The 25215-nt window shown below is 65.7% G+C and carries 26 protein-coding genes and 1 tRNA gene; 9 read left to right on the forward strand and 18 right to left on the reverse strand.

Features of this window, described 5'->3' with window-relative positions:
* Positions 1–41: 41 nt before the first annotated feature.
* Positions 42–1292 (reverse strand): cobyrinate a,c-diamide synthase, encoded by a 1251-nt coding sequence (locus K3551_RS11705; RefSeq protein WP_259913372.1) that lies wholly within the window; start codon positions 1290–1292, stop codon positions 42–44.
* A gap of 43 nt (positions 1293–1335) precedes the next feature.
* A complete protein-coding gene (gene cobA / locus K3551_RS11710) occupies positions 1336–2193 on the reverse strand; it encodes a uroporphyrinogen-III C-methyltransferase (RefSeq protein ID WP_259913373.1) in 858 nt (285 codons plus the stop codon).
* Positions 2194–2289: 96 nt separating this feature from the next.
* On the opposite strand from cobA, the gene K3551_RS11715 reads away from it, so the two are divergent.
* From K3551_RS11715 to K3551_RS11735, 5 genes are all read left to right on the forward strand, one after another.
* A complete protein-coding gene (locus tag K3551_RS11715) occupies positions 2290–3315 on the forward strand; it encodes a cobalt-precorrin-5B (C(1))-methyltransferase (RefSeq protein WP_259913374.1) in 1026 nt (341 codons plus the stop codon).
* Positions 3305–4033, forward strand: a complete 729-nt coding sequence (locus K3551_RS11720; RefSeq protein ID WP_259913375.1) for a precorrin-6A/cobalt-precorrin-6A reductase — start codon at positions 3305–3307, stop codon at positions 4031–4033. The genes K3551_RS11715 and K3551_RS11720 overlap by 11 nt, the downstream gene beginning before the upstream one ends.
* Positions 3963–4634 carry a DNA-3-methyladenine glycosylase gene (locus K3551_RS11725; RefSeq protein WP_259913376.1) on the forward strand — a complete coding sequence of 224 codons (672 nt, stop codon included), beginning with the start codon at positions 3963–3965 and terminating at the stop codon, positions 4632–4634. The genes K3551_RS11720 and K3551_RS11725 overlap by 71 nt, the downstream gene beginning before the upstream one ends.
* Before the next feature lie 2 nt (positions 4635–4636).
* Positions 4637–5287, forward strand: coding sequence for an alpha/beta hydrolase (locus K3551_RS11730; RefSeq protein ID WP_409197428.1), 651 nt, complete (start codon positions 4637–4639; stop codon positions 5285–5287).
* Positions 5288–5453: 166 nt separating this feature from the next.
* Positions 5454–6059: an HNH endonuclease gene (locus K3551_RS11735; RefSeq protein ID WP_259913378.1), complete on the forward strand. Its 606-nt coding sequence runs from the start codon at positions 5454–5456 to the stop codon at positions 6057–6059.
* Positions 6060–6095: 36 nt separating this feature from the next.
* Here K3551_RS11735 and K3551_RS11740 read toward each other — a convergent pair whose 3' ends face one another.
* The 10 genes from K3551_RS11740 to mazG all read right to left on the reverse strand — a co-directional run bounded on the left by K3551_RS11740 (position 6096) and on the right by mazG (position 15363).
* Complete coding sequence (locus K3551_RS11740) at positions 6096–6524, reverse strand: cupin domain-containing protein (RefSeq protein WP_259913380.1); 429 nt, start codon at positions 6522–6524, stop codon at positions 6096–6098.
* Complete coding sequence (locus tag K3551_RS11745) at positions 6521–7438, reverse strand: DMT family transporter (protein ID WP_259913381.1); 918 nt, start codon at positions 7436–7438, stop codon at positions 6521–6523. Before K3551_RS11745 ends, K3551_RS11740 begins: the two co-directional genes overlap by 4 nt.
* A 76-nt stretch (positions 7439–7514) precedes the next feature.
* On the reverse strand, positions 7515–8792 hold the full coding sequence (gene eno, locus K3551_RS11750; protein WP_259913382.1) for a phosphopyruvate hydratase: 1278 nt from the start codon (positions 8790–8792) through the stop codon (positions 7515–7517).
* 48 nt (positions 8793–8840) lie between these two features.
* Positions 8841–9722: a DMT family transporter gene (locus tag K3551_RS11755; RefSeq protein ID WP_259913383.1), complete on the reverse strand. Its 882-nt coding sequence runs from the start codon at positions 9720–9722 to the stop codon at positions 8841–8843.
* A gap of 240 nt (positions 9723–9962) precedes the next feature.
* Positions 9963–10220, reverse strand: a complete 258-nt coding sequence (locus K3551_RS11760; RefSeq protein ID WP_259913386.1) for a PilZ domain-containing protein — start codon at positions 10218–10220, stop codon at positions 9963–9965.
* Between the two features lie 101 nt (positions 10221–10321).
* Entirely contained in the window at positions 10322–10732 is a 411-nt protein-coding gene (locus K3551_RS11765; RefSeq protein ID WP_259913387.1) for a Fur family transcriptional regulator, read from the reverse strand.
* Between the two features lie 36 nt (positions 10733–10768).
* Positions 10769–12157: a YdiU family protein gene (locus K3551_RS11770; RefSeq protein ID WP_259913388.1), complete on the reverse strand. Its 1389-nt coding sequence runs from the start codon at positions 12155–12157 to the stop codon at positions 10769–10771.
* A gap of 85 nt (positions 12158–12242) precedes the next feature.
* Positions 12243–13175, reverse strand: coding sequence for a nucleoside hydrolase (locus tag K3551_RS11775; RefSeq protein ID WP_259913390.1), 933 nt, complete (start codon positions 13173–13175; stop codon positions 12243–12245).
* A 309-nt stretch (positions 13176–13484) separates the two neighbouring features.
* Entirely contained in the window at positions 13485–14492 is a 1008-nt protein-coding gene (locus K3551_RS11780) for a Fe(3+) ABC transporter substrate-binding protein (protein WP_259913391.1), read from the reverse strand.
* Between the two features lie 52 nt (positions 14493–14544).
* Positions 14545–15363 (reverse strand): nucleoside triphosphate pyrophosphohydrolase, encoded by an 819-nt coding sequence (gene mazG, locus K3551_RS11785; protein ID WP_259913392.1) that lies wholly within the window; start codon positions 15361–15363, stop codon positions 14545–14547.
* Between the two features lie 57 nt (positions 15364–15420).
* On the opposite strand from mazG, the gene K3551_RS11790 reads away from it, so the two are divergent.
* On the forward strand, positions 15421–16587 hold the full coding sequence (locus K3551_RS11790; RefSeq protein WP_259913393.1) for a M20 aminoacylase family protein: 1167 nt from the start codon (positions 15421–15423) through the stop codon (positions 16585–16587).
* Here the strand turns inward: K3551_RS11790 and gluQRS are convergent.
* From gluQRS to gyrA, 4 genes are all read right to left on the reverse strand, one after another.
* A complete protein-coding gene (gene gluQRS / locus K3551_RS11795) occupies positions 16584–17423 on the reverse strand; it encodes a tRNA glutamyl-Q(34) synthetase GluQRS (RefSeq protein WP_259913394.1) in 840 nt (279 codons plus the stop codon). The two genes, K3551_RS11790 and gluQRS, sit on opposite strands and share 4 nt — an antisense overlap.
* On the reverse strand, positions 17420–18769 hold the full coding sequence (gene trmFO / locus K3551_RS11800) for a methylenetetrahydrofolate--tRNA-(uracil(54)-C(5))-methyltransferase (FADH(2)-oxidizing) TrmFO (RefSeq protein WP_259913395.1): 1350 nt from the start codon (positions 18767–18769) through the stop codon (positions 17420–17422). Before trmFO ends, gluQRS begins: the two co-directional genes overlap by 4 nt.
* A gap of 42 nt (positions 18770–18811) precedes the next feature.
* Positions 18812–19657, reverse strand: coding sequence for a LysR family transcriptional regulator (locus K3551_RS11805; protein WP_259913396.1), 846 nt, complete (start codon positions 19655–19657; stop codon positions 18812–18814).
* A gap of 137 nt (positions 19658–19794) precedes the next feature.
* On the reverse strand, positions 19795–22554 hold the full coding sequence (gene gyrA, locus K3551_RS11810; protein ID WP_259913397.1) for a DNA gyrase subunit A: 2760 nt from the start codon (positions 22552–22554) through the stop codon (positions 19795–19797).
* Between the two features lie 201 nt (positions 22555–22755).
* Between gyrA and K3551_RS11815 the strand changes: the two genes are divergently transcribed.
* A complete protein-coding gene (locus K3551_RS11815) occupies positions 22756–23028 on the forward strand; it encodes an usg protein (RefSeq protein ID WP_259913399.1) in 273 nt (90 codons plus the stop codon).
* Between the two features lie 56 nt (positions 23029–23084).
* On the opposite strand, the gene K3551_RS11820 is transcribed toward K3551_RS11815, so the two are convergent.
* Together K3551_RS11820 and K3551_RS11825 are read right to left on the reverse strand one after the other, a co-directional pair.
* On the reverse strand, positions 23085–23546 hold the full coding sequence (locus tag K3551_RS11820) for a disulfide bond formation protein B (protein ID WP_259913400.1): 462 nt from the start codon (positions 23544–23546) through the stop codon (positions 23085–23087).
* A complete protein-coding gene (locus K3551_RS11825; RefSeq protein ID WP_259913402.1) occupies positions 23543–24121 on the reverse strand; it encodes a YqaA family protein in 579 nt (192 codons plus the stop codon). The genes K3551_RS11820 and K3551_RS11825 overlap by 4 nt, the downstream gene beginning before the upstream one ends.
* A gap of 72 nt (positions 24122–24193) precedes the next feature.
* Between K3551_RS11825 and K3551_RS11830 the strand changes: the two genes are divergently transcribed.
* Positions 24194–25057 (forward strand): neutral zinc metallopeptidase, encoded by an 864-nt coding sequence (locus K3551_RS11830; protein WP_259913404.1) that lies wholly within the window; start codon positions 24194–24196, stop codon positions 25055–25057.
* A 61-nt stretch (positions 25058–25118) separates the two neighbouring features.
* Positions 25119–25200, forward strand: a tRNA-Leu gene (locus K3551_RS11835).
* Positions 25201–25215 lie beyond the last annotated feature (15 nt).

Raw genomic sequence — 25215 nt, forward strand, 5'->3', positions numbered from 1 at the left:
TACGCGCGGGGTCGCAATGGGTCCAGTGCGCGATTGTGCCGCTACACTTGTGCGCCTGGGCAGATCAAATGCGCGAAGGATCCCGACGCTGCGCCTTGGCGCAGGCCCATGGGCGGCAGGGCGGTGCCTTGGGCATCGGTCGCCTCGAACAGGGGGACACCATTGGCGTGCAGGGTGCTGGCATAATGGAATTCGTGTCCCTTCCACGTGCCTGCAAAGGGACCACCGTCTGCGGTCAGGTTGCGATACCCGAGGTGCAGCCTGCGCGCGGCAAATGAGGTTTCCAGCTGCAGCAACCCCGCCATCGCATGTCGCGTGCCCTGCGCATCGGTCAAGCCGTCCCCCATCACCATGTAGCCGCCGCATTCGCCGTACACGGCCCGGTTGCGCAGCGAGGTCAGAAAGCGCGCGTTTGCCGCCAGGCGACCGGCGTGAAGTTCCGGGTAGCCGCCCGGCAGGATAACAAGATCCGCATCCGGGGCCGCCTGATCCGCCAAGGGCGAGAAGGTCGTGATTTCGGCCCCCGCCTCCGACCAGCCGCGCACCAGGTGCGGATAGGCAAAGGCAAAGGCCGCGTCGCGCGCAACTGCCAACCGCTGTGCGGGCGGGGCGAAGCGGGGGGCTGCGGCACGGGGCAGGGGCCGGGCCAGCGCCGTCACCGCGTCGAGGTCGATCTGCCGAGCCATGGTGCGTCCGGCGTGGGCCAGGAACGCCTCCAGGTCGGCGCGTTCCTCGGCCTGGACCAGACCGAGATGCCGGGAAGGTGTGGCGAGGGCGCCGTCGCGGGGGATGGCCCCCAGAACAGGCGTCGGACAGACGGCGCGCAGCATCGCTTCGTGCCGGGGCGACCCTGTGCGGTTCAAGATCACTCCGGCCACCTGCACAGCGGGGTCGTGATTGGCAAAACCGGCCACCAGCGGGGCCAGGGATTGCGCCATGCGGGCGGCGTCGACGATCAACACCACAGGCAGGCCCAACTGTCGCGCCAGATCCGCCGTGGCCCCCCGCCCGTCAGGCGGTGCCCCGTCGAAGAGACCCATCGCCCCCTCGATCAACAGCAGGCCCGATCCACAGGCGAGACCCGCGACGGCCTCGGGCGGCATCGCCCAGGCATCCAGGTTCGGGCAGGGCGCGCCGCTGGCGGCCTCGTGAAAGCGGGGATCGATGTAGTCGGGACCGGATTTCGCCCCGCGCACGGCAATCCCCCGGTCGCGCAGCGCGCGCAGCAGGCCCAGCGTCACGGTCGTCTTGCCGCTGCCTGACGACGGAGCGGCGAGGATCAGGCCCGGCATCGGGGACGGGATGCATTTTTGGGAAACAAGGAAGCCAAGGCTGTCAGCCGGCCTCGGCCGGGCGGTCCCGATGCAGGGGGTCGGTGTTGCGCGGGGGAATGCCGCGCGCCATGGCCTGCCAGTCGAGCGCCTGTCGCAGGGTCACGGCCTGCCCGATGCAGATGACGGCGGGCGGCTCCAACCCGGCTGCGGCGATGTCGGCGGCACAGGTGGCCAGCGTCGTCTCGATGGTGCGTTGCTGGACCAGGGTGGCGGTCGTGGTGACGGCCACGGGCTCGGACGGGGACCGGCCAGCGTCGATCAGGCGGGCGGCGATGTCTGCGATATGTTTCATCGCCATGTAGAGGACGATGACCTGGCTGCCACGTGCGATGCCGCCCCAGTCGATGGCGGTCGGGGTCTGGCCGCTGGCATCATGGCCGGTCACGAAGGTGACGGATTGGTTGACGTCGCGGTGGGTGACCGGGATGCCCGCATAGGCCAGGCCGGCAATGCCCGCCGTGATGCCCGGCACGATGCGGATCGGGATGCCGTGCTGCACGAGGGTCTGGGCCTCTTCTCCGCCGCGCCCGAACACAAAGGGGTCGCCCCCCTTGAGCCGTAGGACCCGCTTGCCCGCACGGGCCAGGTCCACCAGATGCAAGGAGATGTCGCGTTGCTTGGCGGAGGGCTTGCCGCCGCGTTTCCCGGCATAGATCTTTTCCGCCTGGGGGGCCCAGTCAAGCAGGCCCTCGCCGACAAGCGCGTCATAGACAATCACGTCCGCCTGGCGCAGCGCGTTCAAACCATGCAGCGTCAGCAGCCCCGGATCACCGGGGCCAGCGCCGCAAAGCCAGACCCAGCCGCGCTGCAGCTCTGGCCAGTCGTGGGGGGGCAGGTCGGGGGCAGTGGTCGTGTCCATACGCCGTCGATACTGCGCCCGGGTGCCGGTGGAAAGGTGGTGCGCGACATGCCGCAGGCCATTGGCGGCATGGAATGTGCATGGCATGGAAGAGGGATGGAGACTGGACGCACGCTTCGCCGGGGCTGGACCACGGGTGCCTGTGCCACCGCCGCGACGCGGGCGGCGGTGACGGGGTTATGGACCGGGGCCGTGCCCGAGGCGGTGACGATTACCTTACCGCGCGGCGAAACACCGACCTTTGCGATTGTCGACGCGCAGCTGGGCGACGGCTGGGCAGAGGCGACCGTGATCAAGGACGCGGGCGACGACCCGGATGTGACCCACGGGGCGTCGATCCGGGTGCGGGTGACGCCATCGTCGGGCGGCGTGGTGTTTCGCGCGGGCGACGGGGTCGGCACCGTAACCAGGCCGGGCCTGCCCATTGCCGTCGGTGAGCCCGCCATCAACCCGGTGCCCCGCGCGATGATGGATGAGGTCGTGGCCGATCTGGCCGCCGATCTGGCGCGGGCACCGGACATAGAAATCACCGTTTCGGTCCCCCATGGGGCAGAGATCGCGGAAAAGACCTGGAACCCCCGGCTGGGGATCACGGGCGGGCTGTCGATCCTGGGCACGACCGGAATCGTGCGTCCGTTCAGTTGTGCCGCCTGGATCGCCTCGATCCATCGGGGGGTGGACGTGGCGCGGGCGGATGGGCTGAGCCATGTGGCGGGTTGCACCGGTGCCACCAGCGAGCGGGTGGTCCAGACGCTGCATCGGATGCCGGATCACGCGATGCTGGACATGGGCGATTTCGCGGGCGGGTTGCTGAAATATCTGGCGCGCCACCCGGTGCCCCGTGTGACCATTGGCGGTGGCGTGGGCAAACTGGCCAAGCTGGCGCAGGGGGCGGTGGACCTGCATTCGGGCCGGTCGCAGACTGATTTCGCAGGTCTGTCGGATTGGGCCGGGCGGGACCTGACCGATTGCAACACCGTGCTGGAGGCGGTGACCCGTGTTCCGGACCTGGCCCAGCGTATCGCCCGCGAGGCGCGGGCCCGCGTGCTGGGCTATATCTCGGCAGAGGTCGACGTGGTGGTGATCGACCGGGCAGGGACCGTGCTGGCCCATGCCCGGTAAGGGTCTGATCCTTGCGGGCACGGCAGAGGCACGGCGGGTGTGCGCGGGCGTCTCGGGATACGATGTGCTGGCTTCGCTGGCGGGCCGGACGGAGCGGCCCCTGCCATTGGCCGTGCCGGTGCGGACCGGGGGGTTTGGTGGCGATGCCGGGTTTCAGGCGGCCCTGCGTCAGATGGCGGCCGTGCTGGACGCGACCCATCCCTTTGCGACCGTCATGTCCGGGCGGGCCGCGCGCATCTGCGCCGAGACGGGCGTGCCCTATCTGCGCCTGACGCGCCCACCTTGGCCGACCGAGGCGGACTGGACCCACCACGCAACCGCGCAGGCCTGCGCCGCCGCCTTGCCACGCGGGGCGCGGGTGTTCCTGTCCATCGGACCGGGTGGGCTTGCGCCGTTTCTGGGGCGCGACCTTCTGATTTGGTGTCGGCGGATCGACCCGGCACCAGATCGCCCCGGCGTGACCTGGGTCGTGGGGCCGCCTGGCCTGGAGATGTCGCAGGAGGCGGCGTCCTTTCGCACCCTGGGCATCACGCATCTGGTCACAAAGAACGCGGGCGGGGCGCGGGCCAAGCTGGACGCGGCGCGCGCGCTCGGGCTAGCGGTGCACGTGATCGACCGACCGCCGCCCCCACCCGGAGACGCGACCCATGACATCGACCGAGCCATTGCCTTTGTCCGGGCGCACGCATCCCCATTGCCGGATCATCGAGACGGATGACGACGTGGCCGAGGGGGCGGCCTGGCTGGCCAGGCTGGACCCGCGATTCGCCCGGGCACTGGATCTGACGGGGCCGCTGCCGCTGCGTCGCCGGGGCGATGGACATGGTGCCTTGCTGGCCGCAATCGTCGGACAGCAGGTGTCTGTCGCGTCTGCGCGGGCGATCCTCGCGCGGTGCGAGGCGGCGGGGCTGGACGATCCGGGCATAGCGGCCCGCGCCACCGAGGAGGAGATGCGCGCCTGTGGCCTGTCCCGACAGAAGGTGCGGTACACGCGGGCCTTGGCCGAGGCGGGGATCGACTATGACGGGTTGCGCCGCGCGTCGACCGACGACGTGGTCGCCTGCCTGACCGCCGTGCCGGGCATCGGGGCCTGGACCGCTGAAATCTATGCCATGTTCAGCCTTGGCCACGCCGACGTCTTTGCCCCCGGCGATCTGGCCCTGCAGGAGGCGGCGCGCATCCTGTTTGACCTGCCGGAACGTCCGAAGGAACGTGCCTTGCGCGACATGGCCGCGGCGTGGTCCCCCTGGCGGGCGGTTGCGGCGCGGCTGCTCTGGGCCTACTACCACCACGCCAAACAGCGGGAGGGCATCGCGTGACCCTGAACTTCGAACGGCGTGGCCCCAAGGGGGCGAAACGGCTGGTGATCTTTCTGCATGGCTACGGGGCCAATGCCGCCGACCTGATCGGTCTGGCCGACCCCTTGATGCCGCATATGCCCGACACTGTTTTCGTCGCGCCTGACGCGCCAGAGGCCAGCGCGGGTGTGCCCGGTGGGTTTCAATGGTTCCCGATCCCCTGGATCGACGGCTCCTCCGAGGAGGAATCGATGGCCGGGATGGATCGCGCCGTCAGCGATCTGACCGCGTTCCTGGACGAGATAATGACCGCCGAAGGCGTCGACGCCGCGCAGACCGTTCTGTTCGGCTTTAGCCAGGGCACGATGATGTCGCTGCATGTTGCCCCGCGCCGGGCCGACGCGTTTGCCGGCGTGGTCGCCTTTTCCGGGCGGATGCTGAAACCCGAAAGCCTTGGCGAAGAGGTGGTGAGCCGTCCTCCAGTCCTGTTGGTGCATGGCGATCAGGATGAGGTCGTGCCGGTCCAGAGCCTGCCCGAAGCTGCCGAGGCCCTGGAAGGGGCCGGTTTCGAGCGTGTCTACGCACATATCCAGAAAGGGACGGGCCACGGCATCGCGCCGGACGGATTGCAGGTCGCGCTGGCCTTCTTGCGGGACGTCTACGGGATCGAATGACCGCGCCCGCAGGTCGGGCATCCTGTCAGAAAACGGTCATCCTGCTGCGCTATCTGCCCCCCAGAAATGGACACTTGTCAGGGAAGGACACCCATATATAGTCCTTCCCGAGAGGGCCGCGCGCCCGAGGGCCGGGCGGGCCGCTCTCCGATCAGGGAAGCGACGTATGACCGCCTTGGCCGATCACAAACACACCGACTTTCGCACCGATTTCACACGGGATTCCGCCGGGTTACGGCATTTTCCGGCGCTGGTTCTGAACGCGGATTACCGCCCGCTCAGCTATTATCCTCTCTCGCTTTGGCCGTGGCAGGATGCGGTCAAGGCCGCCTTTCTGGACCGCGTCGATATCGTCAGCGAATACGAAGAAGTCGTCCGCTCGCCCACCACGACGATCCGTATTCCGTCGGTCGTGGTGCTCAAGGACTATGTGACCCCGCAAAAGAAGGTCGCCTTTACCCGGTTCAACCTGTTCCTGCGGGACGAGTTTTCCTGCCAGTATTGTGGATCAAAGGGCGATCTGACCTTCGACCACGTCGTGCCGCGCGCACGGGGCGGGATAACCAGTTGGGAAAATGTGGTCGCGGCTTGCGGCCGCTGCAACCTGCGCAAAGGATCCAGATCGTTGCGTCAGGTCGGCTTCCATTTGCGCCGCGCACCTCGCCCGCCGTCAGCCAGCGAGTTGATGAACGTCGGCCGGAAATTCCCGCCCAACCACCTGCACGACAGCTGGATGGATTACCTGTATTGGGACGCGGAGCTGGAAGCCTGAGATCGGGCAGGGGGATGCGTTCGGACGCCGGTGCCGTCACCTTGGAATATCGAAGCCGGGCACGGCCAACTCGAACCCCTCGAACTGAAATCCCGGCGAAACGGTGCAACTGACCAGCGACCAGTCACCCGTGGTGCGCGCGGCCTGCCAATGGTGTGGTTCGACGACTGCCTGAAAGGTCAGGCCAGTGCCCAGGGTCACGTCGGTGGCCGGGCCCGCGTCGGTTGCCGCGCGGGACAGGACCAGGGGCGCGCCCGCGTGCCACAGCCAGATTTCGGCGGCGTCGACCCGGTGCCAATGGCTGCCTTGCCCGGCTTCCAGCAGAAAATAGATCGCCGTGCCCGCTGGTCGTTCGCCCGGCGTCGCGCTTGCGGCCCAGGTTTCGCGATACCAGCCGCCTTCGGGATGCGGGGCAAGGTTCAGCGCGGCGATGACCTGCGCGGCGGTCTGAGGCAGGTCGTTCATTGAGGGCGCCTATCCGAAGGTTGGTTGTTCTCGCGCCAAAGGATGTAAAGCCCGGTGGCAATCGTCACCGCGATTCCGGCCATGGCCAAGGGGTTGGGCCAGTCGCCAAAGATCAGAAAACCGATAGTCGCGGCGACCGGAATCTCCAGATACTGCATCGGGGCCAGGGTCGAGGCGGCGGCGTAGCGCAGGCTCCAGGTCATGAGAAGGTGTGCGGTCGTGCCCATGGCGCCAAGGGCCAGCAACATCGGCCACGCGCCGCCCGGATCGCCAAGCGTCAGGACGCCCTCGTTCGGCAGCAGGGCATAGGCCAACAGCATCGCCAGCGTTCCCATCGTCCCGGAGGTTGCCTGCATCGCCAGCGGGTCCGCCTCGTGCGCGATCCGCCGGGTGACCAGCATGAAGATCGCGAAAACCACAGCCACACCAAGCGGATAGAGAACCGGCCACCCAACGGCGGCAAAGCTGGGTTGCATGACCATCAGCGTGCCGATGAACCCCACGCCACAGGCGATCAGTCGCCGCCGTCCGACCTCTTCTCCCAGGATGTAATGGCCCAGAAGCAGCAGGATGAACGGCATGACAAAGGCGATGGCCACGGCATCCGCCAGCGGCAGATAGGTCAAGCCGGTGAACATCAGGTAGATCCCTGCGATCTGCAAGACAGTGCGCAGCCCCGTCAGCTTCCAGCCCAAGGGCGACATGCGAAACGACCGACCCGACAGCACGACCAAGGGCGTCAGAATGACCGCCTGCACGGCAAACCGGATCCAGACCAATTGCAGGACAGGAAAATCATCGCTGAGGATCTTGCCGATCGAGTCGCTGAGCGGGGCCAGCAGACAGAATCCCAGCATCAGCGAAAGACCCAGCGCGGGGCGGTCGATCGGCTGGGCGAGCGGTCGTGCAGTCATGGACGCTTGCCGGGCCTGCGCCCGTCCCTCGTGGACATGGGGGTGGCCAGGCCCTGAAAGGCCCGGCCCCGTCGGATCAGCCGCGCAGGATCGAGCGGCCCGCGTAGATCGCAGTCTCGCCCAGCGCTTCTTCGATGCGGATCAGTTGGTTGTACTTGGCCAGCCGGTCCGACCGCGCCAACGAGCCGGTCTTGATCTGACCGCAGTTGGTCGCCACGGCCAGGTCGGCGATGGTCGCATCCTCGGTCTCGCCCGAGCGGTGGGACATCACGCAGGTCATGCGGTTGCGATGCGCCAGGGACACGGCCTCCAGCGTCTCAGAGAGTGTGCCAATCTGGTTGACCTTGACCAGCAAGGAGTTCGCCGCGCCCTTTTCGATACCCTCGGCCAGACGGACCGGGTTGGTCACGAACAGGTCGTCGCCGACCAGCTGAACCTTGCCGCCCAGCGCTTCGGTCAGGGCGACCCAACCGTCCCAGTCATCCTCGGACATGCCGTCCTCGATCGACAGGATCGGATAGTCACGGACCAATGCGGCGAGGTAGTCGACGTTCTCGTCCGACGACAGGGTTTTGCCTTCTCCGGCAAAGTGATACGCGCCGTCCTTGTAGTATTCCGTCGCCGCGCAATCCAGCGCCAGCATGATATCGTCGCCCGGCGTGTAGCCGGCCTTTTCGATGGACTTCAGCACGAAATCCAGCGCCTCGCGGGTGGACGGCAGTTCGGGTGCAAAGCCGCCTTCATCGCCCAGACCGGTGGACAGGCCCGCCGCCGACAGCTCCCCCTTGAGGGTGTGGAACACCTCGGAGCCCATGCGCACGGCCTCTGCCACGTTCTCGGCCGAGACGGGCATGATCATGAATTCCTGAATGTCGATCGGGTTGTCGGCATGTTCGCCGCCGTTGATGATGTTCATCATCGGAACCGGCAGAACGCGGGCCGAGGTGCCGCCGACATAGCGATAAAGCGGCAGCGCGCTGGCGTCCGCCGCAGCCTTGGCGACGGCCATGGACACGCCCAGGATGGCGTTGGCGCCCAGGCGGCCCTTGTTGTCGGTGCCGTCCAACTCGATCATCGCGCCGTCGATGGCTTCCTGCTCGGTTGCGTCGAAGCCGGCGATGGCGTCCGCGATCTCGCCGTTTACGGCGGCTACGGCTTCCAGAACGCCCTTGCCCTTGTAGCGGGACTTGTCGCCGTCGCGTTTTTCCACCGCCTCATAGGCCCCGGTCGAGGCGCCCGAGGGCACGGCGGCGCGGCCCATGGTGCCGTCTTCAAGGAACACGTCCACTTCGACGGTCGGATTGCCTCGGCTGTCGAGGATCTCGCGGGCGTGGATATCGGTGATGGTGAACATGGAGGTCTCCGGTCCGGAATGCAGTCGCCGTCCGTCTAACCCGGTCACTTACGTTTGGGAACCCGCGTTTCGGGCACGTGCCTCACGCCACAGCGTAAACACGCCTGAGGCGATCACAATGACGACCCCGACCAGGGTCCAACCATCGGGCCGTTCTCCAAAAAACGTGACCGCCATGATCAAAGCGAACAGCATCCGCGTATACCGAAATGAGGAAACGATAGCGATGTCGCCCAACCGCGTCCCTGCCACAATGCACAGGTATCCCGCCATGCCGATGGCAACGCAGGCGGCAAGGATGCCAACCTGTGCCAGATCCGGGGGAATAAAGGGCGTTTTCTGGATCACCTGCACCAGAAAACCCGCCGGCACCAGCGATGCAAAGGCGACGAGTGACAGGGAAACGCCCGAGGTCAGCACAGGGATGCGCCGTGTCGCCAGATCGCGGATTGCCAGCGCGACCATGCCGCCCACGGCCAGAAAGGCGGCGGGTTCGAAACCCGTGCTCCAGGGGCGGAGCATGATCAGAACGCCACCGAACCCGACCAGGATGGCAACCCACCGTCGCCAGCCGACCTGAACCCCGAGAAAAAGCGTCGCGCCCAAAGCCACCATCAGCGGCGTCGCCTGCAACACCGCGGCGGCCAGCGCCAGCGGCACCATGGCGAGCGCCGAGATGAACAGAACCGACCCGACAGCCTCGGCCCCGGTGCGGATCAGGACCTGGGGTTCCAGGAAGCTTGACCGCCAGAGCGGCTGACCCCGCAGGCGCAGCCAGATGGCGAAGGCGAGGGCCCCGCCGAGGCCCAGCATCCAGACGATCTGTGCGGGCGCGAAGGCGCCAGACAACGTCTTGATCAGTGAATCCTCGATGGCGAACAACGCCATCGCCACCGTCATCAGGCCCGCGCCGCGGATCGTTTCGGTCATGTAGACGGCCAATCGCGGGTGGCGTGGCCCGGGCCTGCGGATTTGCGAATTGCGAAGTGGGCCCCGACCGTTCGGGGGGCGACCGGACAGGCGCCCGAACTGGTTGACCAGACCTCGACCCGCTGTGACGTGCCTTTGACCGATTGGTCTGTCATGCGGGGGCGCCGACGCGCCAGGTGTCGAGGCGCGGGTTGCAGAAAAATGTTCGCGTCGGGCGCGCTGTCCGACCGAGTCCGTGGGCTAGAAGCCCCAGCCCAAGCCCGCCAATTCGCTCTGCTCGGATTTGCTCAGCGGTCTGTCGAAGGACAGGCCCAGCCGACCGCCATCGACCCAGCGAACATGCCCGTCGAACGCCCGACGTGCGGTTTGCAACGTGATCCGTGCATCCACTGCCGGTTCGTCTTCTACCGCGACCTTGACCCCGGTGGGCGAAACATCCAGCACGCGCGCCGTTTGCCGTCCCCCGTCGCTGTGGAGCGTGACCGTCAGGTCGGCCATCCTTCGATGTGGGCGATAGAACATGACAATCCTCAATCAGATCCTTCGACCAGTCTAGCGATCCATCCCTTAACATTCGGTTGACGGCGCGACCGAGATCTTCATTTGTGCCTGCGCACGGCAAACAGCTCCAGCCGGTGCCCCTTCAACTCATACCCCAGGCGTTCGGCGATCCTTTCCTGCAGGGCCTCGATTTCGGGGTCGACGAATTCGATGACTTCGCCGGTCTGCACATCGATCAGGTGGTCGTGATGCTCGCGCTCCGCATCCTCCCAACGGGCGCGGCCATCGCCGAATTCGCGCCGTTCCAGAATGCCGGATTCCTCGAACAGGTTCACCGTACGATAAACAGTCGCCAGCGAAATCGAGGCGTCGATTGCCGCGGCGCGCGCGTGGATCGTCTCCACGTCCGGATGGTCGGTCGCGGTTTCGATCACCTGCGCGATGATGCGGCGTGGGGCGGTCAGGCGCAGCCCCTGGGCTTCGCAACGGTCAACAATGGTCTTGGTCATGCCCGCCCCTCTAGCCGCCCGCGCCGCGCAGGTCCATCACGTGCCACAAAAGGTGCGCAACACACGTTCCTGCGCCGTCGCGGGGCTGCGGTAGGGGGCGTTGGCCTCGGTTTCCTGCCAGGGGTCGTCAAGCACCGCGTTCAGCGCATGGAACGGGGCAAAATCGCCCGTGTAAGCCGCGTCGATGGCCTCTTCCACGCGGTGATTGCGGGGGATGATGGCGGGGTTCGCGCGGGTCATGGCGGCGTGATCCGGGTTGGCGGCTTTCCAGCGGAGGAGCCAGTCGTCGAACCGGTCGCGGTTCAACACTTGATCGCGCGCCGTCTCGGGCGCGATGGTCAGTGCGCGGAACGTGTTGGTGAAATCGCCCTGACCCTCTGCCATGATCGCCAACAGCTCCATCGCAAGCTGCATGTCCGGGACGCCGATCTTGGCGGTCATCACCTCGGTCCAGGCGGTCGCATAAAGGTCGCGAAAGCCTTCCAGCACCTCTGTCGCTTCGGCCACAGCCTCGGTCCGTTCCCCCATCAGCGGCAGAAGCGCCGTGGCAAGCTGCGCCAGGTTCCACAGTCCGATGTCGGGCTGGTTCTTCCACGCATAGCGCCCGTGTTGATCGATGGACGAAAAGACCGTGTCGGGGTGATAGGCCTCCAGAAAGGCGCAGGGACCGTAGTCGATGGTTTCGCCGGAAATCGTCATGTTGTCGGTGTTCATCACGCCATGAACGAAACCAAAGCCCATCCACTGCGCGATCAGCCGCGCCTGCGCCTGCATGACGTGCCGCAGCAACCCCATCGGCCCCTCGGCGTCGGGCGCGTGCCGCGCGATGGCGTGGTCGAGAAGGTGCTGCAACGCATCCGCGTCATCGCGGGCGGCAAAGACCTGAAAGGTGCCGACGCGGATATGGCTGGCGGCGATGCGGGTCAGGACGCCGCCGGGCAGGGGGCCTGTTTCGCGCAGGACGGTTTCGCCCGTGCTGGCCACGGCCAGCGCGCGGGTGGTGGGCACGCCCAGCGCGTGCATCGCCTCGCTGACGATATATTCGCGGATCACCGGGCCCAGCGCGGCGCGCCCGTCGCCCCGGCGGGAATAGGGCGTGGGGCCGGATCCCTTTAGCTGCACATCCACCCGCCGATCGCCTGCGACATGTTCCCCCAGAAGGATCGCGCGCCCATCGCCCAATTGCGGTGACCAGCCGCCGAACTGGTGCCCGGCATAAAGCTGCGCCAAGGGCTCGGCCCCGTCCGGCACCTGGTTTCCGGCAAAGACGTCGGCTGCGGCCCTCAGGGCGTCGACGTTCAGCCCCAGCTCTGTCGCGAGGGGCGCGTTGAGGGCGATCAGCTCGGGCGCGGCAACCTTGGTAGGGGCCATCCTGGTGTAGAACCGCGCAGGCAGACGGGCGTAGGAGTTATCAAAGGCGAACATCACGGAACCTCGGGCCAAAGAGGGCGGCGTGAACCCCGCCCTACTGGGTCGTCAGCGTAGGGCGGGGTTCACGCCGCCGCCACGGTCAGAACCGGGCGATCCGGTCGGTCAGTAGGGCAAAGAACCCGTCCGCGTCGACATCGCCGATGAAGAGCGCATTGGCAGGACGGTCCGTGACCCGCCACCAATCGGCAACGGTCATGCCACGGGTCAACGGACTGTCGACCTCGATTTCCACGTTGATCTCGCGCCCGTGGAACAGATCGGGGCGCAACAGCCAGGCGATCACGCAGGGATCGTGCAGCGGGGCCCCGGCGGAGCCGTATTTTTCCATGTCGAAGCGCTCGAAAAAGCCGGTCCAGCCCGCGACGACCTGGCCCACGGGCCCGGCTGCGCGAAACGCGTCGTTGCGCGCCCGGGTGGTCAGGGCCTTGTGCGTCACGTCCAGCGGCAGAACGGTCAACGGCACGCCGCTGGCAAAGACCGTGCGCGCCGCCTCCGGGTCGACGTAGATATTGAATTCGGCGGCGGGCGTGATGTTGCCCACTTGGAAATAGGCCCCACCCATCAGAACGATGCGTTGAATGCGCTCGGCGATGTCGGGGGCGCGGTTCAGCGCCGTGGCAATATTCGTCAGCGGACCCAAAGGGCAGAGCGTGACCGTCCCCGGTGCTTCGCGGCGCAGGGTGTCGATCAGGAAATCGACCGCATGGCCATCTGCCAGCGACATCTGAGGGTCGGGCAGGTCGGCCCCGTCCAACCCGGTCTTGCCGTGCACATGTTCGGCGGTCACCAGATCGCGCGCCACGGGTCGGTCGCAGCCGGCATGGACCGGCAGGTCGGGCCGTCCGGCCAATTCGCAAACCTTGCGTGCATTCAGACTGGTCAGGTCCAGCGGAACGTTGCCCGCAACCGTGGTGAGGCCCAGGACCTCCAGCTCTGGCGAGGCGAGCGCCAGCAGGATGGCCACGGCGTCGTCCTGGCCGGGATCGGTGTCGATGATGATCTTTTGTGTCATGGCTCAGGGAAAGCCCCGCGCGCGCCGAATGTCCAGAGTGTTAGCTACGTCAATCATCGGATGGCTGGTTGCGGGCCAGCGGGTTGATGGGCCGACGGAACCGCTCCGCCATGCTCGGCACCCTCTGACAGGTCACCGTTCGGGGTGCGCGGGGCACCAGTGCGGCGTTGTCATTCCTTGCGGAGCGGTTGGCCGTCAGGGCCCGATCATCTGCACCCCGTGCAGCCCCCAACGACGATTTGCATCGCAGGCGGGGGCGGTCCGTCAGGACAATGACGACCGACCGGCCCCAGGGGCGGGGCCAATGCCTCAGCCGTCGAAATCGACCTCTTCGACCAGCTTCAGCGCCTCTGCCCGGTTCCCGGAAATCGCGGTCAACGGGGTGTCGTCGGGCGTGAAACTCCCCCAGGAGGCGACCAGTTCGGAAGGCTCGGCACCCGGTGCGACGGGGTATTCGTTGACCTGATTGGCATAGATCTTTTGCGCCTCGGGCGAGGAGAGGTATTCCATGAACGCCAGCGCCTCCGCCTCGTTCCTGGCCCCCGCCGTCATCGCCACGCCAGAGACGTTGACATGGGTGCCGGACCCATCCGCAAAAGTCGGAAATTCGATGCGGACCGAATTTGCCCATTCCGCTTGTTCCGGGTCCTGCAACATCGCGCCCATGTAGTAGGTGTTGCCCAACGAAATGTCGCATTCCCCGGCCCAGATCGATTTGACCTGCGCGCGGTCGTTGCCCTCGGGGCTCTTGGCGAGGTTGGACTTGACGCCTTCCAGCCAGGTTTTCGTGTCCTCAGTCCCGTTGTGTTCGATCACAGCCGACACGAGGCCAATGGTATAGTCGTGGGTGCCGGACCGGGTGCAGATACGGCCCGCCCATTTGGGGTCGGCCAGACCTTCGTAGGTCGTCACCTCGCCTTCGGGCACGCGGTCGCGGCTGGCATAGACGATGCGGGCGCGGGTGGTGACGCCGAACCACTGGTTGTCGGCATCGCGCATCGCGGCGGGGATGTTTCCCTGCAAGACGGCGCTGTCGACCGGTTGCAGAACGCCCGCGTCCTTGGCCTCGGTCAGGCGCGAGATGTCGACGGTAAAGATCAGGTCGGCAGGGCTGCGGCGGCCTTCTGCGACCAGCCGCTCGGTGATGCCCTTGTCGATATAGACGACGTTTGCGGTATGGCCCGTGGCCTCTTGAAAGCCGTCGATCAGCGGCTGCATCAGCTCTGGCTGGCGGTAGGAATAGACGTTGACCTCTCCGGCGACCGCAGGCGCGGCGAGGGTCAGGGCCGTGGTGGCAAGAATGGTGGTGCGAAGCATCGAAGCCTCCTTGGTGATGATGGAGACTGTATTTCTGACTCTTTTAGTCGGGTCAATCCCGACTCTTTTTGTCAGGTGATTTTTCCGCCCGTTTGGCCGCATCCCAAAGTGCGTCCATTTCAGTCAGATCAGACTCCGCCGGGCTGCGCCCTTCGGCGGCCAGCGCATCCTCGATTGATCGAAACCGTCGGGTGAACTTTGCATTCGCCGCCCGCAGCGCGCCCTCCGGATCGACCCCCAGGTGGCGGGCCAGGTTGGCCATGACGAACAGCATATCGCCCATCTCCTCCGCTACCTCGGCCTGGGTCAGACGGTCGCGCGCCTCGACCAGCTCGGCTGCTTCTTCGCGCAGCTTGTCCAGAACCATCCCAGTCTCGGGCCAGTCGAACCCGACCCGTGCGGCGCGATTCTGCAACTTTATCGCCCGCAACAACGCGGGCAGGCCCAGCGCCACGCCGTCCAATGTCCGGCCCTGGCGTTCGCGGGCCTTCGCGGCCTCCCAATCGGCAACCTGCTGTTCGGCGCTCTTGTCGCGGCTGTCGTCGCCCCAGATGTGCGGGTGGCGGTCGACCATCTTCTGCGCCACCCTTTCCGCGATCGAATGGAAGTCAAAGCGCCCGTCCTCGGCCCCCATGCGCGCGTGATAGACGACCTGCAGCAGCAGATCGCCCAACTCCCCCTCCAACTCGTCCCAGGCATCCCGTTCGATGGCATCGGCGACTTCATAGGCCTCTTCGATTGTGTAGGGCGCGATGGATGCGAAATCCTGCTCGATGTCCCAGGGACAGCCCGTGTCGGGGTCGCGCAGCCGATCCATGATGGCCAGCAGGCGCGGCAACCCGCCGCCGGGCGTGGTGCAGATGTCGTCCATTGCGCGTCCCTCCGATCTGTCGTCATCTGTCGCCAAGTCAGTGCCAAAGGACAACCCATGCCCGTCATCAATTCCATCGCCGCCCTGGAACCCGAGATGCGCAAATGGCGTCGTTGGCTGCACCGCAACCCGGAGCTGGAATTCGACCTGCCCAAGACCGCTGGATTTGTGGCGGATAAACTGCGGTCCTTTGGTGTGGACGAGATCCACGAGGGGATCGCCCAGACCGGGCTCGTCGCCATCATCGAGGGGCGTGGCAACGGGCCGACCATCGGTCTGCGCGCCGATATGGATGCCCTCCCGATCCAGGAGGAGACGGGGGCGGCCCATGCCTCCGAGACGCCGGGCAAGATGCATGCCTGTGGCCACGACGGGCACACGACGATGTTGCTGGGCGCGGCAAAATACCTGTCGGAGACGCGCAACTTTTCGGGCCGCGTGGCCCTGATCTTCCAACCGGCCGAAGAATTCGGCGGCGGCGGACAGGTCATGGTGCAGGAAGGCATCATGGACCGGTTCGACATCGCCCAAGTCTACGGCATCCACAACGCGCCCAACAGCGAGGCGGGCACAATCCACCTGACCGATGGCGCGTTGCTGGCGGCGGTGGATGAGTTCAATTTTACCATCAAGGGCGTCGGCGGGCACGGGGCGATGCCCCACGATACCAAGGATCCGATCGTCGCGGCCCTTGGGTTGGGACAAGCCCTGCAGACCGTGGTCAGCCGCAATCACCGGGCGACCGACGATCTGGTGCTGTCGGTAACGCAGATCCATTCCGGCAGCGCCAACAACGTCATTCCCGCTGAGGCCAAGCTTAGTGGAACGGTCCGAACCTTTGACCCGGACGTGCGGGCCATGGCCGAACGCCGCATCCGCGCCATCGGCGACGGCATCGCCGCCACCTTCGACGTAGAGGTCGCGCTGTTCTACGACCGTGGGTATCCGCCGACGATCAACGACGCCGAAAAGGCCCGCTTTGCCGCGCAGGTGGCGCGCGACATGTTGGGTGCGGACAAGGTCAATGCAGAGGCCACGCGCGAGATGGGGGCCGAAGATTTCAGCTACATGCTGGAGGCGCGGCCGGGGGCCTATGTGTTCCTGGGAACCGGGCCGGGCGCGGCCTTGCACCACCCGGAGTTCGATTTCAACGATGCCATCGCGCCCATCGGGGCCAGTTTCTTTGCCCGTCTGGTCGAAACCGCGCAGCCCCCCACAGGTTAACCAGGACCGGGCGCACCCGGCTGCGGGGCCGTGCGGCTGATCGCCAGATGCGCGATCAAGGCATCGGCCGTCCAGTCTGCCGCCCGGTAAGAGGCGAGGCTGCGCGCGTCGTCCCGCTTGGCCAGTCGTTTGCCGCCTGCGTCGCGGACCAGATCGTGATGCAGGTAGTCTGGCGTAGGCAACCCCAACATCTGCTGCAACGCCACGTGGATCGGCGTCGCCTCGGCCAGGTCTTCGCCACGGGTCACCAGGTCGATGCCCTGCGCGGCATCGTCCACCACGACGGCCAGATGGTAGGAAGTGCCCATATCGCGCCGCGCGACCACCGGATCGCCTATCTTTGCGCGAAACGCCTGTGCGGTCATCGACTGCGGCCCCCCGTCGGTCCAGACCAGATCCGCCACCGCCGCCCCATCCAGCCGCAAGGCCACGCCTCCCGGTCGGGACCCGTGGCGCGCGGCCCCGCGACATGTCCCCGGATAGACGACCCCGTCCGGTCCCAGCAGCGGCGCGCCTTCCTGCGGGGCGCTGGCCGCTGCCTGGATATCGCGACGATTGCAGGTGCAGGGAAACAGGACGCCCAACGACCACAGCCGGTCCAGTGCAGCCGTATAGGCCCCCATCCGCTCGGATTGGCGCATCACGGGGGCGGGCCAGGTCAGGCCCAGCCAGCGCAGATCCTCATTGATCGCCGCCTCCCATTCAGGGCGCGACCGCTGTTGGTCGATGTCTTCGATTCGCAGCAACATGTCCCCATGCTCCGCCGCCACCAGGGCTGCCCAGGCGTGACCCAGATGCAGCGGCCCGGTGGGCGAGGGCGCGAAGCGGGTGATCATTCGGCGGCGGCGCGTTGCCCCAGCCAGTCCTGCCAATCGGCCTTGGCGCGGTCTGTATACATCTTGTAGCGCACCTGCCGGCCCTTGCGTCCGCCACGCGCATCCACAGGCGGGAACAGCCCGAAGTTCACGTTCATCGGCTGGAAGGTCTTTGCATCCGCCCCGCCGGTGATGTGGGTGACCAAGGCACCCATGGCCGTCGTCTCAGGGACCGGCGGCAGGGCCCGGCCCTGGATCTCGGCGGCGGCCAGACGCCCGGCCAGCAGGCCCATCGCGGCGCTTTCGACGTAACCTTCGACCCCGGTGATCTGCCCGGCAAAGCGGACGTGAGGTCGGGACCGCAGCCGCATCTGATCGTCCAGTAGCGTGGGCGAGTTGATGAAGGTGTTTCGGTGAATGCCGCCCAGCCGCGCAAAACTGGCGTCCTGCAATCCAGGAATCATTGCAAAAACAGACTTCTGCGCGCCGTACTTCATCTTGGTCTGGAAGCCGACGATATTGTACAGCGTCCCCAGCTTATTGTCGCGGCGCAGTTGCACGACGGCATAGGCCTTGGTCTGCGGGTCGTGCGGATTGGTCAGGCCCACCGGCTTCATCGGGCCGAAGCGCAGCGTTTCGCGCCCGCGTTCCGCCATGACCTCGATGGGCAGGCAACCGTCGAAATAGCCAGCCGTCTCGCCCGGCTTGAACTCGGTCTTTTCGGCGGCCAGCAGGGCGTCGATGAAGGCCTCGTACTGGTCCTTTGTCATCGGACAGTTGATATAGGCGGTCCGTTCCTCCTCCGTCTCGCCCTTGTCGTAGCGCGACTGCATCCAGGCCGTGTCCATGTCGATCGTGTCGAAATGGACGATGGGCGCGATGGCGTCGAAAAACGCCAGGCTTTCCTGACCGGCCTCGGCGGCAATGGCCTGCGCCAGACCCGACCCCGTCAAAGGCCCGGTGGCGATGATCCAGGTGCCGTTGTCGGGCAGGGCGGTGACCTCTTCGTCGACCACCTCGACCAGGGGGTGCGCGCGCAAGCGGGCTGTCACCGCCTCGGCAAAGGGGTCGCGGTCCACGGCCAGCGCGCCACCTGCAGGCAGGCGGTGGGCGTCGGCCATTTCCATGATCAACCCGCCGGCGGCACGCATTTCCCAATGCAGCAAGCCCACTGCGTTCTGTTCGCTGTCATCCGACCGGAACGAGTTGGAGCAGACCATTTCCGCCAGCGACCCGGTGCGATGGGCAAAGGTGCCGACCCTGGGGCGCATTTCGTGAATGGTCACGGGCACGCCCAGTTGCGCGGCCTGCCAGGCGGCTTCGGACCCGGCCATGCCGCCGCCCACGATGTGCAATCTGTCTGTCATGCCCCCCACATACGCCGCCCGGCGCGCGGCGAAAAGGGGGCGTCAGGCGACGTTTCGCGCCTCGTGCACGGGCTTGCACAGCCAATCCACCACGGCCCGCAGGTTGGCGTCGCTGTGCCGAGTCTCGTGATAGGTGATCCACAATTCGCCATCGACGCAGTTCTCCGGCAAGTCGGCCAGCACCAGCCCATCGCCGTCCTTCACCATGAAGTCAGGCAAGACGCCCGGCAGGCCGGTCTGGCGGACCAATTGATGCACCAGCGGCATCTCTTCGACCCGATAGCGTGGTTTGGGCAAGGCGTCCGGGTAGATGTCGCGCAAGAGATCGGCATCGGGGTAACGATGCGACAGGCCGACCCAATTGCCATCCAGCACGTGACCCGCGCCGTGATAGACTCGCAGGGCATAGTCCCGGAACTTGCGCGCCTTCAGCCGCCCTCCCTCGGGGCGACCGATCCGGATCTGTATATCCGCTTCGCCAAGGCCCTGGGCAAAGACCTTGTCCGTCAGCGTCAGCAGGATGTTGGGCAAAACCTCCGACAGCTCCATCATGCGCGGAAACATGTAGTGGGAATGAACGGCGGGGGGGGCCGCGATCTCTATCGGGATGTTGCCGGTGACGTCATTGGACTGCAAATTCCCCAACAGCCCACGCAGTTCATGGTCGATCCCCTCTGCCACTTCGGCCAGGCGTTTTGCCGCGTCGGTCGGGACGAACCCCTGACCGCGCTTTTCGAACAGGGGCAGATCCAGTTCCTGACTGATCCGTTCAATCCTGCGAGAGACGGTCGCGACGTTTGTATCAAGGAAACGGGCCGCGGCGGACATGGTGCCATGGCGCTGCATGGCGAGCACGAATTTCAGATCGTCCCAATTGTCCAGATTCATGCCGTCCTCCCAAACGCATTGCCCCGCGATCTTTCAACCTGCGGTAGCAATACACTTCATCTGAGGAATAGCGCATTTGCAAGAATTTCCACCAAGAACCCGATAATTACGGTTAATTATCGGGCGCCTTGGAAAAATCAGCTCTCTTCGGTGGGGGGCTGACCTTCGGGTTCGGGGTCGCCGCTGTCCGCGACGCGGGCCACCGAGACGACCTTTTCGCCCTTGCGGGTGTCGAACACACGAACACCACCCGCCGACCGTGACCGGAACGAGATCCCGTCCACCGGACAACGGATCGACTGACCGGTCGAGGTGGCCAGCATGATCTGGTCGTCCATTTCGACAGGGAAAGCGGCTGCGATCGGGCCGCCACGGGCCGCCTTGTCCTGCGCACCAACGCCCATGCCGCCACGTCCCCGCACGGGGTAATCATGGGACGACGACAATTTGCCGGCGCCGCCTTCGGTGATCGTCAGGATCAGGTCCTCGGCAGCTGACATTTCCGCATACCGCTCGGTCGAGAAGTTGGGATCCGCCGGCGCTTCGTCTTCTTCGCCCTCGGCTTCATCGGTCAGACCGGCCATGGCGCGGCGCATCTTCAGATAGGCGGTGCGTTCCTCCGAGGTGGCGTCGAAATGCCGGATCACGGCCATCGACACGACGGCGTCGTCTTCGCCCAACCGAATACCACGCACACCCGTGGACGAGCGGGAGTTGAACACCCGCACATCCGTCGCAGGGAAGCGGATGGCCCGACCCGAGGCGGTGACCAGCATCACGTCGTCGTCGTTCGACGCGATCCGGGCGTTGATCAGGCGCCAGCCCTCGGTCTCGCCCTCGAACTTCATGGCGATCTTGCCGTTGCGCATGACGTTGGCGAAATCCGACAGGCGGTTGCGCCGCACGGTGCCGTGGTCGGTGGCAAAGACCACCTGCAATTCGTCCCAGTGATCCTCGTCCCGGTCGATGGGCAGGATGGCCGCGATGCCGGTTCCGGTCTGGATGGGCAGCAAGTTGACCAACGCCTTGCCCTTGGCCGTGCGCCCCCCCTGCGGCAGCCGCCAGGTCTTGAGCTTGTAGACCATGCCGTCGGTCGTGAAAAACAGCAGGGGCGTGTGGGTATTGGCCACGAACAGCGTCGTGACGACGTCCTCTTCCTTGGTGGCCATGCCAGCCGTGCCCTTGCCGCCGCGCTTCTGGGCGCGGAATTCAGCCAGAGGCGTGCGCTTGGCGTAGCCGGACGAGGTGATGGTGACGACCATGTCTTCCCGCTCGATCAGGTCCTCGTCTTCCAGATCGCCGGACCAATCGGTGATCTCGGTGCGACGGTCGACCGCGAACAGGCTGCGCACCTCGCGCAGTTCGTCCGAGATGATGGTCAGGATCCGCGCACGTGACCCCAGGATTTCCAGGTAGTCCTTGATCTTGCGTGCCAATTCTTCCAGCTCGTCGGTGACTTCCTTGACGCCCAACTGGGTCAGGCGCTGCAACCGCAGATCCAGGATCGCGCGGGCCTGGGTTTCGGACAGGTTGTAGGTGCCGTCCTCGTTGGGTTTGTGGGTCGGGTCGTCGATCAGTTTGATGTAGGGCAGGATATCGCCCGCGGGCCAGCGCCGCTCCATCAGCTTTGCGCGCGCTTCGGCGGCATCAGCCGAGGCGCGGATGGTGCGCACCACCTCGTCCACATTGCTGACGGCGACGGCCAGACCACACAGGACATGCGACCGTTCCCGCGCCTTGTTCAGCTCATAGGCGGTGCGCCGTGCAATGACATCTTCGCGGAATGCCAGGAAGGCAGTGAGGAAGGCGCGCAGCGTCAGCTGCTCGGGTTTGCCGCCGTTCAATGCCAGCATGTTACAGGCAAAGGACGTCTGCATCGGAGTAAAGCGGAACAGCTGGTTCAGCACGACTTCGGCTGTTGCATCGCGTTTCAGCTCGACGACGACGCGCACGCCGACGCGGTCGGATTCGTCCTGCACGTGCGCAATGCCCTCGATCCGCTTTTCCTTGGCCGCTTCGGCGATCTTTTCGATCATCGAGGCCTTGTTCACCTGATACGGGATCTCGTCGATGACGATGGCGTAGCGGTCCTTGCGGATCTCCTCCACGCGGGTTTTCGCCCGCATGATGACCGAGCCGCGCCCCTCCAGATAGGCTTTGCGGATACCGGTGCGGCCAAGGATGATGCCGCCGGTCGGAAAGTCAGGTCCGGGAATGAATTCAATGAGTTCCTCGGACGACAGGTCCGGATTGTCGATCAACGCAAGGCAGGCGTCGATGACCTCGCCCAGATTGTGCGGCGGAATGTTGGTGGCCATGCCGACCGCGATGCCGCCCGCGCCGTTGACCAGCATGTTCGGAAAGCGCGCGGGCAGGACCGACGGCTCCATATCCTTGCCGTCGTAGTTCGGAACGAAATCGACCGTGTCCTTGTCGATGTCGGCCAGGATATAGGCCGCCGGCTTGTCCATCCGGACCTCGGTATAGCGCATGGCGGCCGCGTTATCGCCATCCATCGAGCCGAAGTTGCCTTGCCCGTCAAGCAACGGAAGAGACATGGAAAAATCCTGCGCCATACGGACCAGCGCCTCGTAGATCGCGCTGTCACCATGGGGGTGGTACTTGCCCATGACGTCGCCCACGGGGCGGGCCGATTTGCGGTAGGATTTGTCGTGCGTGTTGCCCGTCTCGCTCATCGCATAGAGGATGCGACGGTGCACCGGTTTCAACCCGTCGCGCAGGTCGGGGATGGCCCGCGAGATGATCACCGACATGGCGTAGTCGAGGAAGGAGGTCCGCATCTCTTGGATGATGGAGACCTGCGGGCCGTCGTGGTGCATCACCACGCGCGCGGGTTCTTCGTCATCGTTTTCAGGGGTTTGCGGCTCGTCGCTCATCCGAATCTCCGCCCGGGGTGTCCGGGTCTATATCTCGTTGGGGTTTCTTCTATCACCCACTTCATATGGGCTCAACGGCTAGGGCGTCCGGTGGCTGGCAGCCAGGATGAGAGAGTGACAACATACTGTTTTCATTGACTGTTAACCCGGATGTGCCAAGCTGAGCCCCAGGGAGGCGTAGATCTTTGGGAAAGGGGCTTCATGTCACCGCAATCCGAGACCGAGCTGATGCTCAAGGGGTATGGCCTGACCACGGCCGAGATGTTCTATCACATGCCCGACCATCCCCATGTTCTGAATACATTTATCTGGCAGGACTATGACCTGGCACCCGACCACCCGCGGTTGTTCCGGTTCATCGAATACTGGGGCAAGGAAATCGACGGCCCGCTGCATTCAGTCCGGTTCGCCCATCGCAAGATGATCGCGCCGGGGGAATGGCGCAATGTGACCGGGGAATTCACGATCCACTGAAAGTCACGTTCTGGGGGAAGTTCCCGGCCCGAAATTCACGTTTTGGGGGAAAACGATCAGACAGTCCGACGGGCGGCCAGACCCCAGATCACCGCCAGCCCAAAGGACAGGACCGCGTTCCAACCGGCCATCGTCAGGCCCAGTTGCCACACGATGTCATCACACATGATGACCGTGTCGGCGATGTCCGTGGACAATAGATCCGCGCCGGTGAACGCGCCGAGGTCGGCGCCGCCGGTACAACTGGATGGGCCGTCCCACCACGCCTGTTCTACGCCTGCGTGGAACACGCCGATGCCCCCTGTGATCACCGCGGCCAGCGCGGCCAGCGTGGCGGTCACGCGCGGGGCGACACCCGCCAGCGCCAAGGCACCCAGGACGATCGCGGCGGCGTGGGGCCAGCGTTGCCACAGGCACATGGCGCAGGGTGCGTAGCCGATCGCCTGAAACACGAACGCCCCGCCCAGCACGGCGACGTGCCCAAGGGTTGCGGCGATCAGAAGGTGGAACCGGGTCATAGGTAGCGCACTCCCCAAAGGCCGCCGACCAGCAGAACGACGAAGACGGTAAAGACGAGGCCCAGGCGTTTCTCGATGAAGTCGCGGATCGGCGCGCCGAACTTCCACAAGAGCGCGGCCACAATGAAGAATCGAATCCCCCGCGCGATGATCGACGAAACGATGAAGACAGGCAGCGACAGGCCGGTGGTGCCCGACAGGATCGTGATGACCTTGAACGGGAACGGCGTGATCCCTGCGATCAACACGGCCCATGCCCCGTAGTCGTTGTAGCGCTGTGTAAAACCTTCGAAGCTGTCGGCCTTGCCCAGCGCGGTCAGGACCGGCTCGCCCAATGTCTCGAACGCGAGCGCCCCGATGGCATAGCCACCCAGCGCGCCGAGGACCGACGCGACGGTGCAGACGCCCGCGATCAGCCAGGCCCGATGGGGGGCGGCCAGAATCATCGGGATCAGCATGATGTCGGGCGGGATCGGAAAGACCGAGCTTTCGATGAAGCTGACGAAGGCCAGCGCCCAGAGGGCGCGGGGGTGACTCGCCAGATTGAGCGTCCAGTCGTAAAGGGATCGGATCATGTGGTTGCGGTCCCACGGAACCCGGGCCGGGTCAAGGCGGTTTGGCCCCTGCACAACCAAAGGAATATCGTCATGCGTTGGAGAGGTCGCCGCGGCAGCAGCAACATCGAGGATCGTCGCGGACGCGGCGGCGGACGGGCCGGGGCGGGCATGGCCGGCGGTCTGGGGGGCTTTGGCCTGATCGCGGTCCTTCTCATCGGTTGGTTTTTCGGCATCGATGTCTCGCCTTTTCTGGGCGGGCAGGGGCAGGGCCCCACCGTCACCCAGAGCGCGCCGCCCAGCGCCGCCGAGCAGCAGGAGGCGCAGTTCGTATCGGTCGTTCTGGCCGACACCGAAGAGGTCTGGGCCGAGATCTTTCAACGTCAGGTGGACGGGCCCTATCGCCCCGCCACGATGGTGCTGTTTTCCGGCGTGACGCAGTCGCCCTGCGGCGGGGCCTCGGGGGCGACGGGGCCGTTCTACTGCCCGGCGGATCGCAAGGCCTATCTCGATACGGCCTTCTTTACCACCTTGGAGCAACGACTGGGCGCCAAGGGTGATTTCGCCGCCGCCTACGTCGTCGCCCATGAGATCGCACATCATGTCCAGAACGAACTGGGCATCCTAGGGCAGGCCAATCGGTTGCGGGCGCAGGCCAGCCAGGCCGAAAGCAATGCGATTTCGGTTCGTATCGAGCTGCAGGCCGATTGCTATTCGGGGATCTGGGCGCGGTTCGCCGAGGCGCAGTTCGGGTCGATCGAACCCGGCGACCTGCAGGAGGCGGTGAACGCCGCGCGTGAAATCGGCGACGACACGCTGGCGCGCGAGGCGGGGCGCGTGCCGCAGCCCCATACCTTTACCCACGGCACGTCCGAGCAGCGCGCGCGCTGGTTCGTCACGGGGTACGAGAGCGGGGACCTGCGGGCCTGTGACACGTTTTCCGCGACCCGTCTTTGACGGCGTGCCGATTGTCTGATTGACGCTGCGCTGCGCGGGGGATATGCCCCGGCGCAGCGTTGCCCGTGTGGCGGAATTGGTAGACGCAGCGGATTCAAAATCCGCCGCCGCGAGGCTTGCCGGTTCGAGTCCGGCCACGGGTACGCATAAGGTTTCAA

The sequence above is a fragment of the Jannaschia sp. M317 genome (genome assembly GCF_025141175.1).
GTDB lineage: Bacteria > Pseudomonadota > Alphaproteobacteria > Rhodobacterales > Rhodobacteraceae > Jannaschia.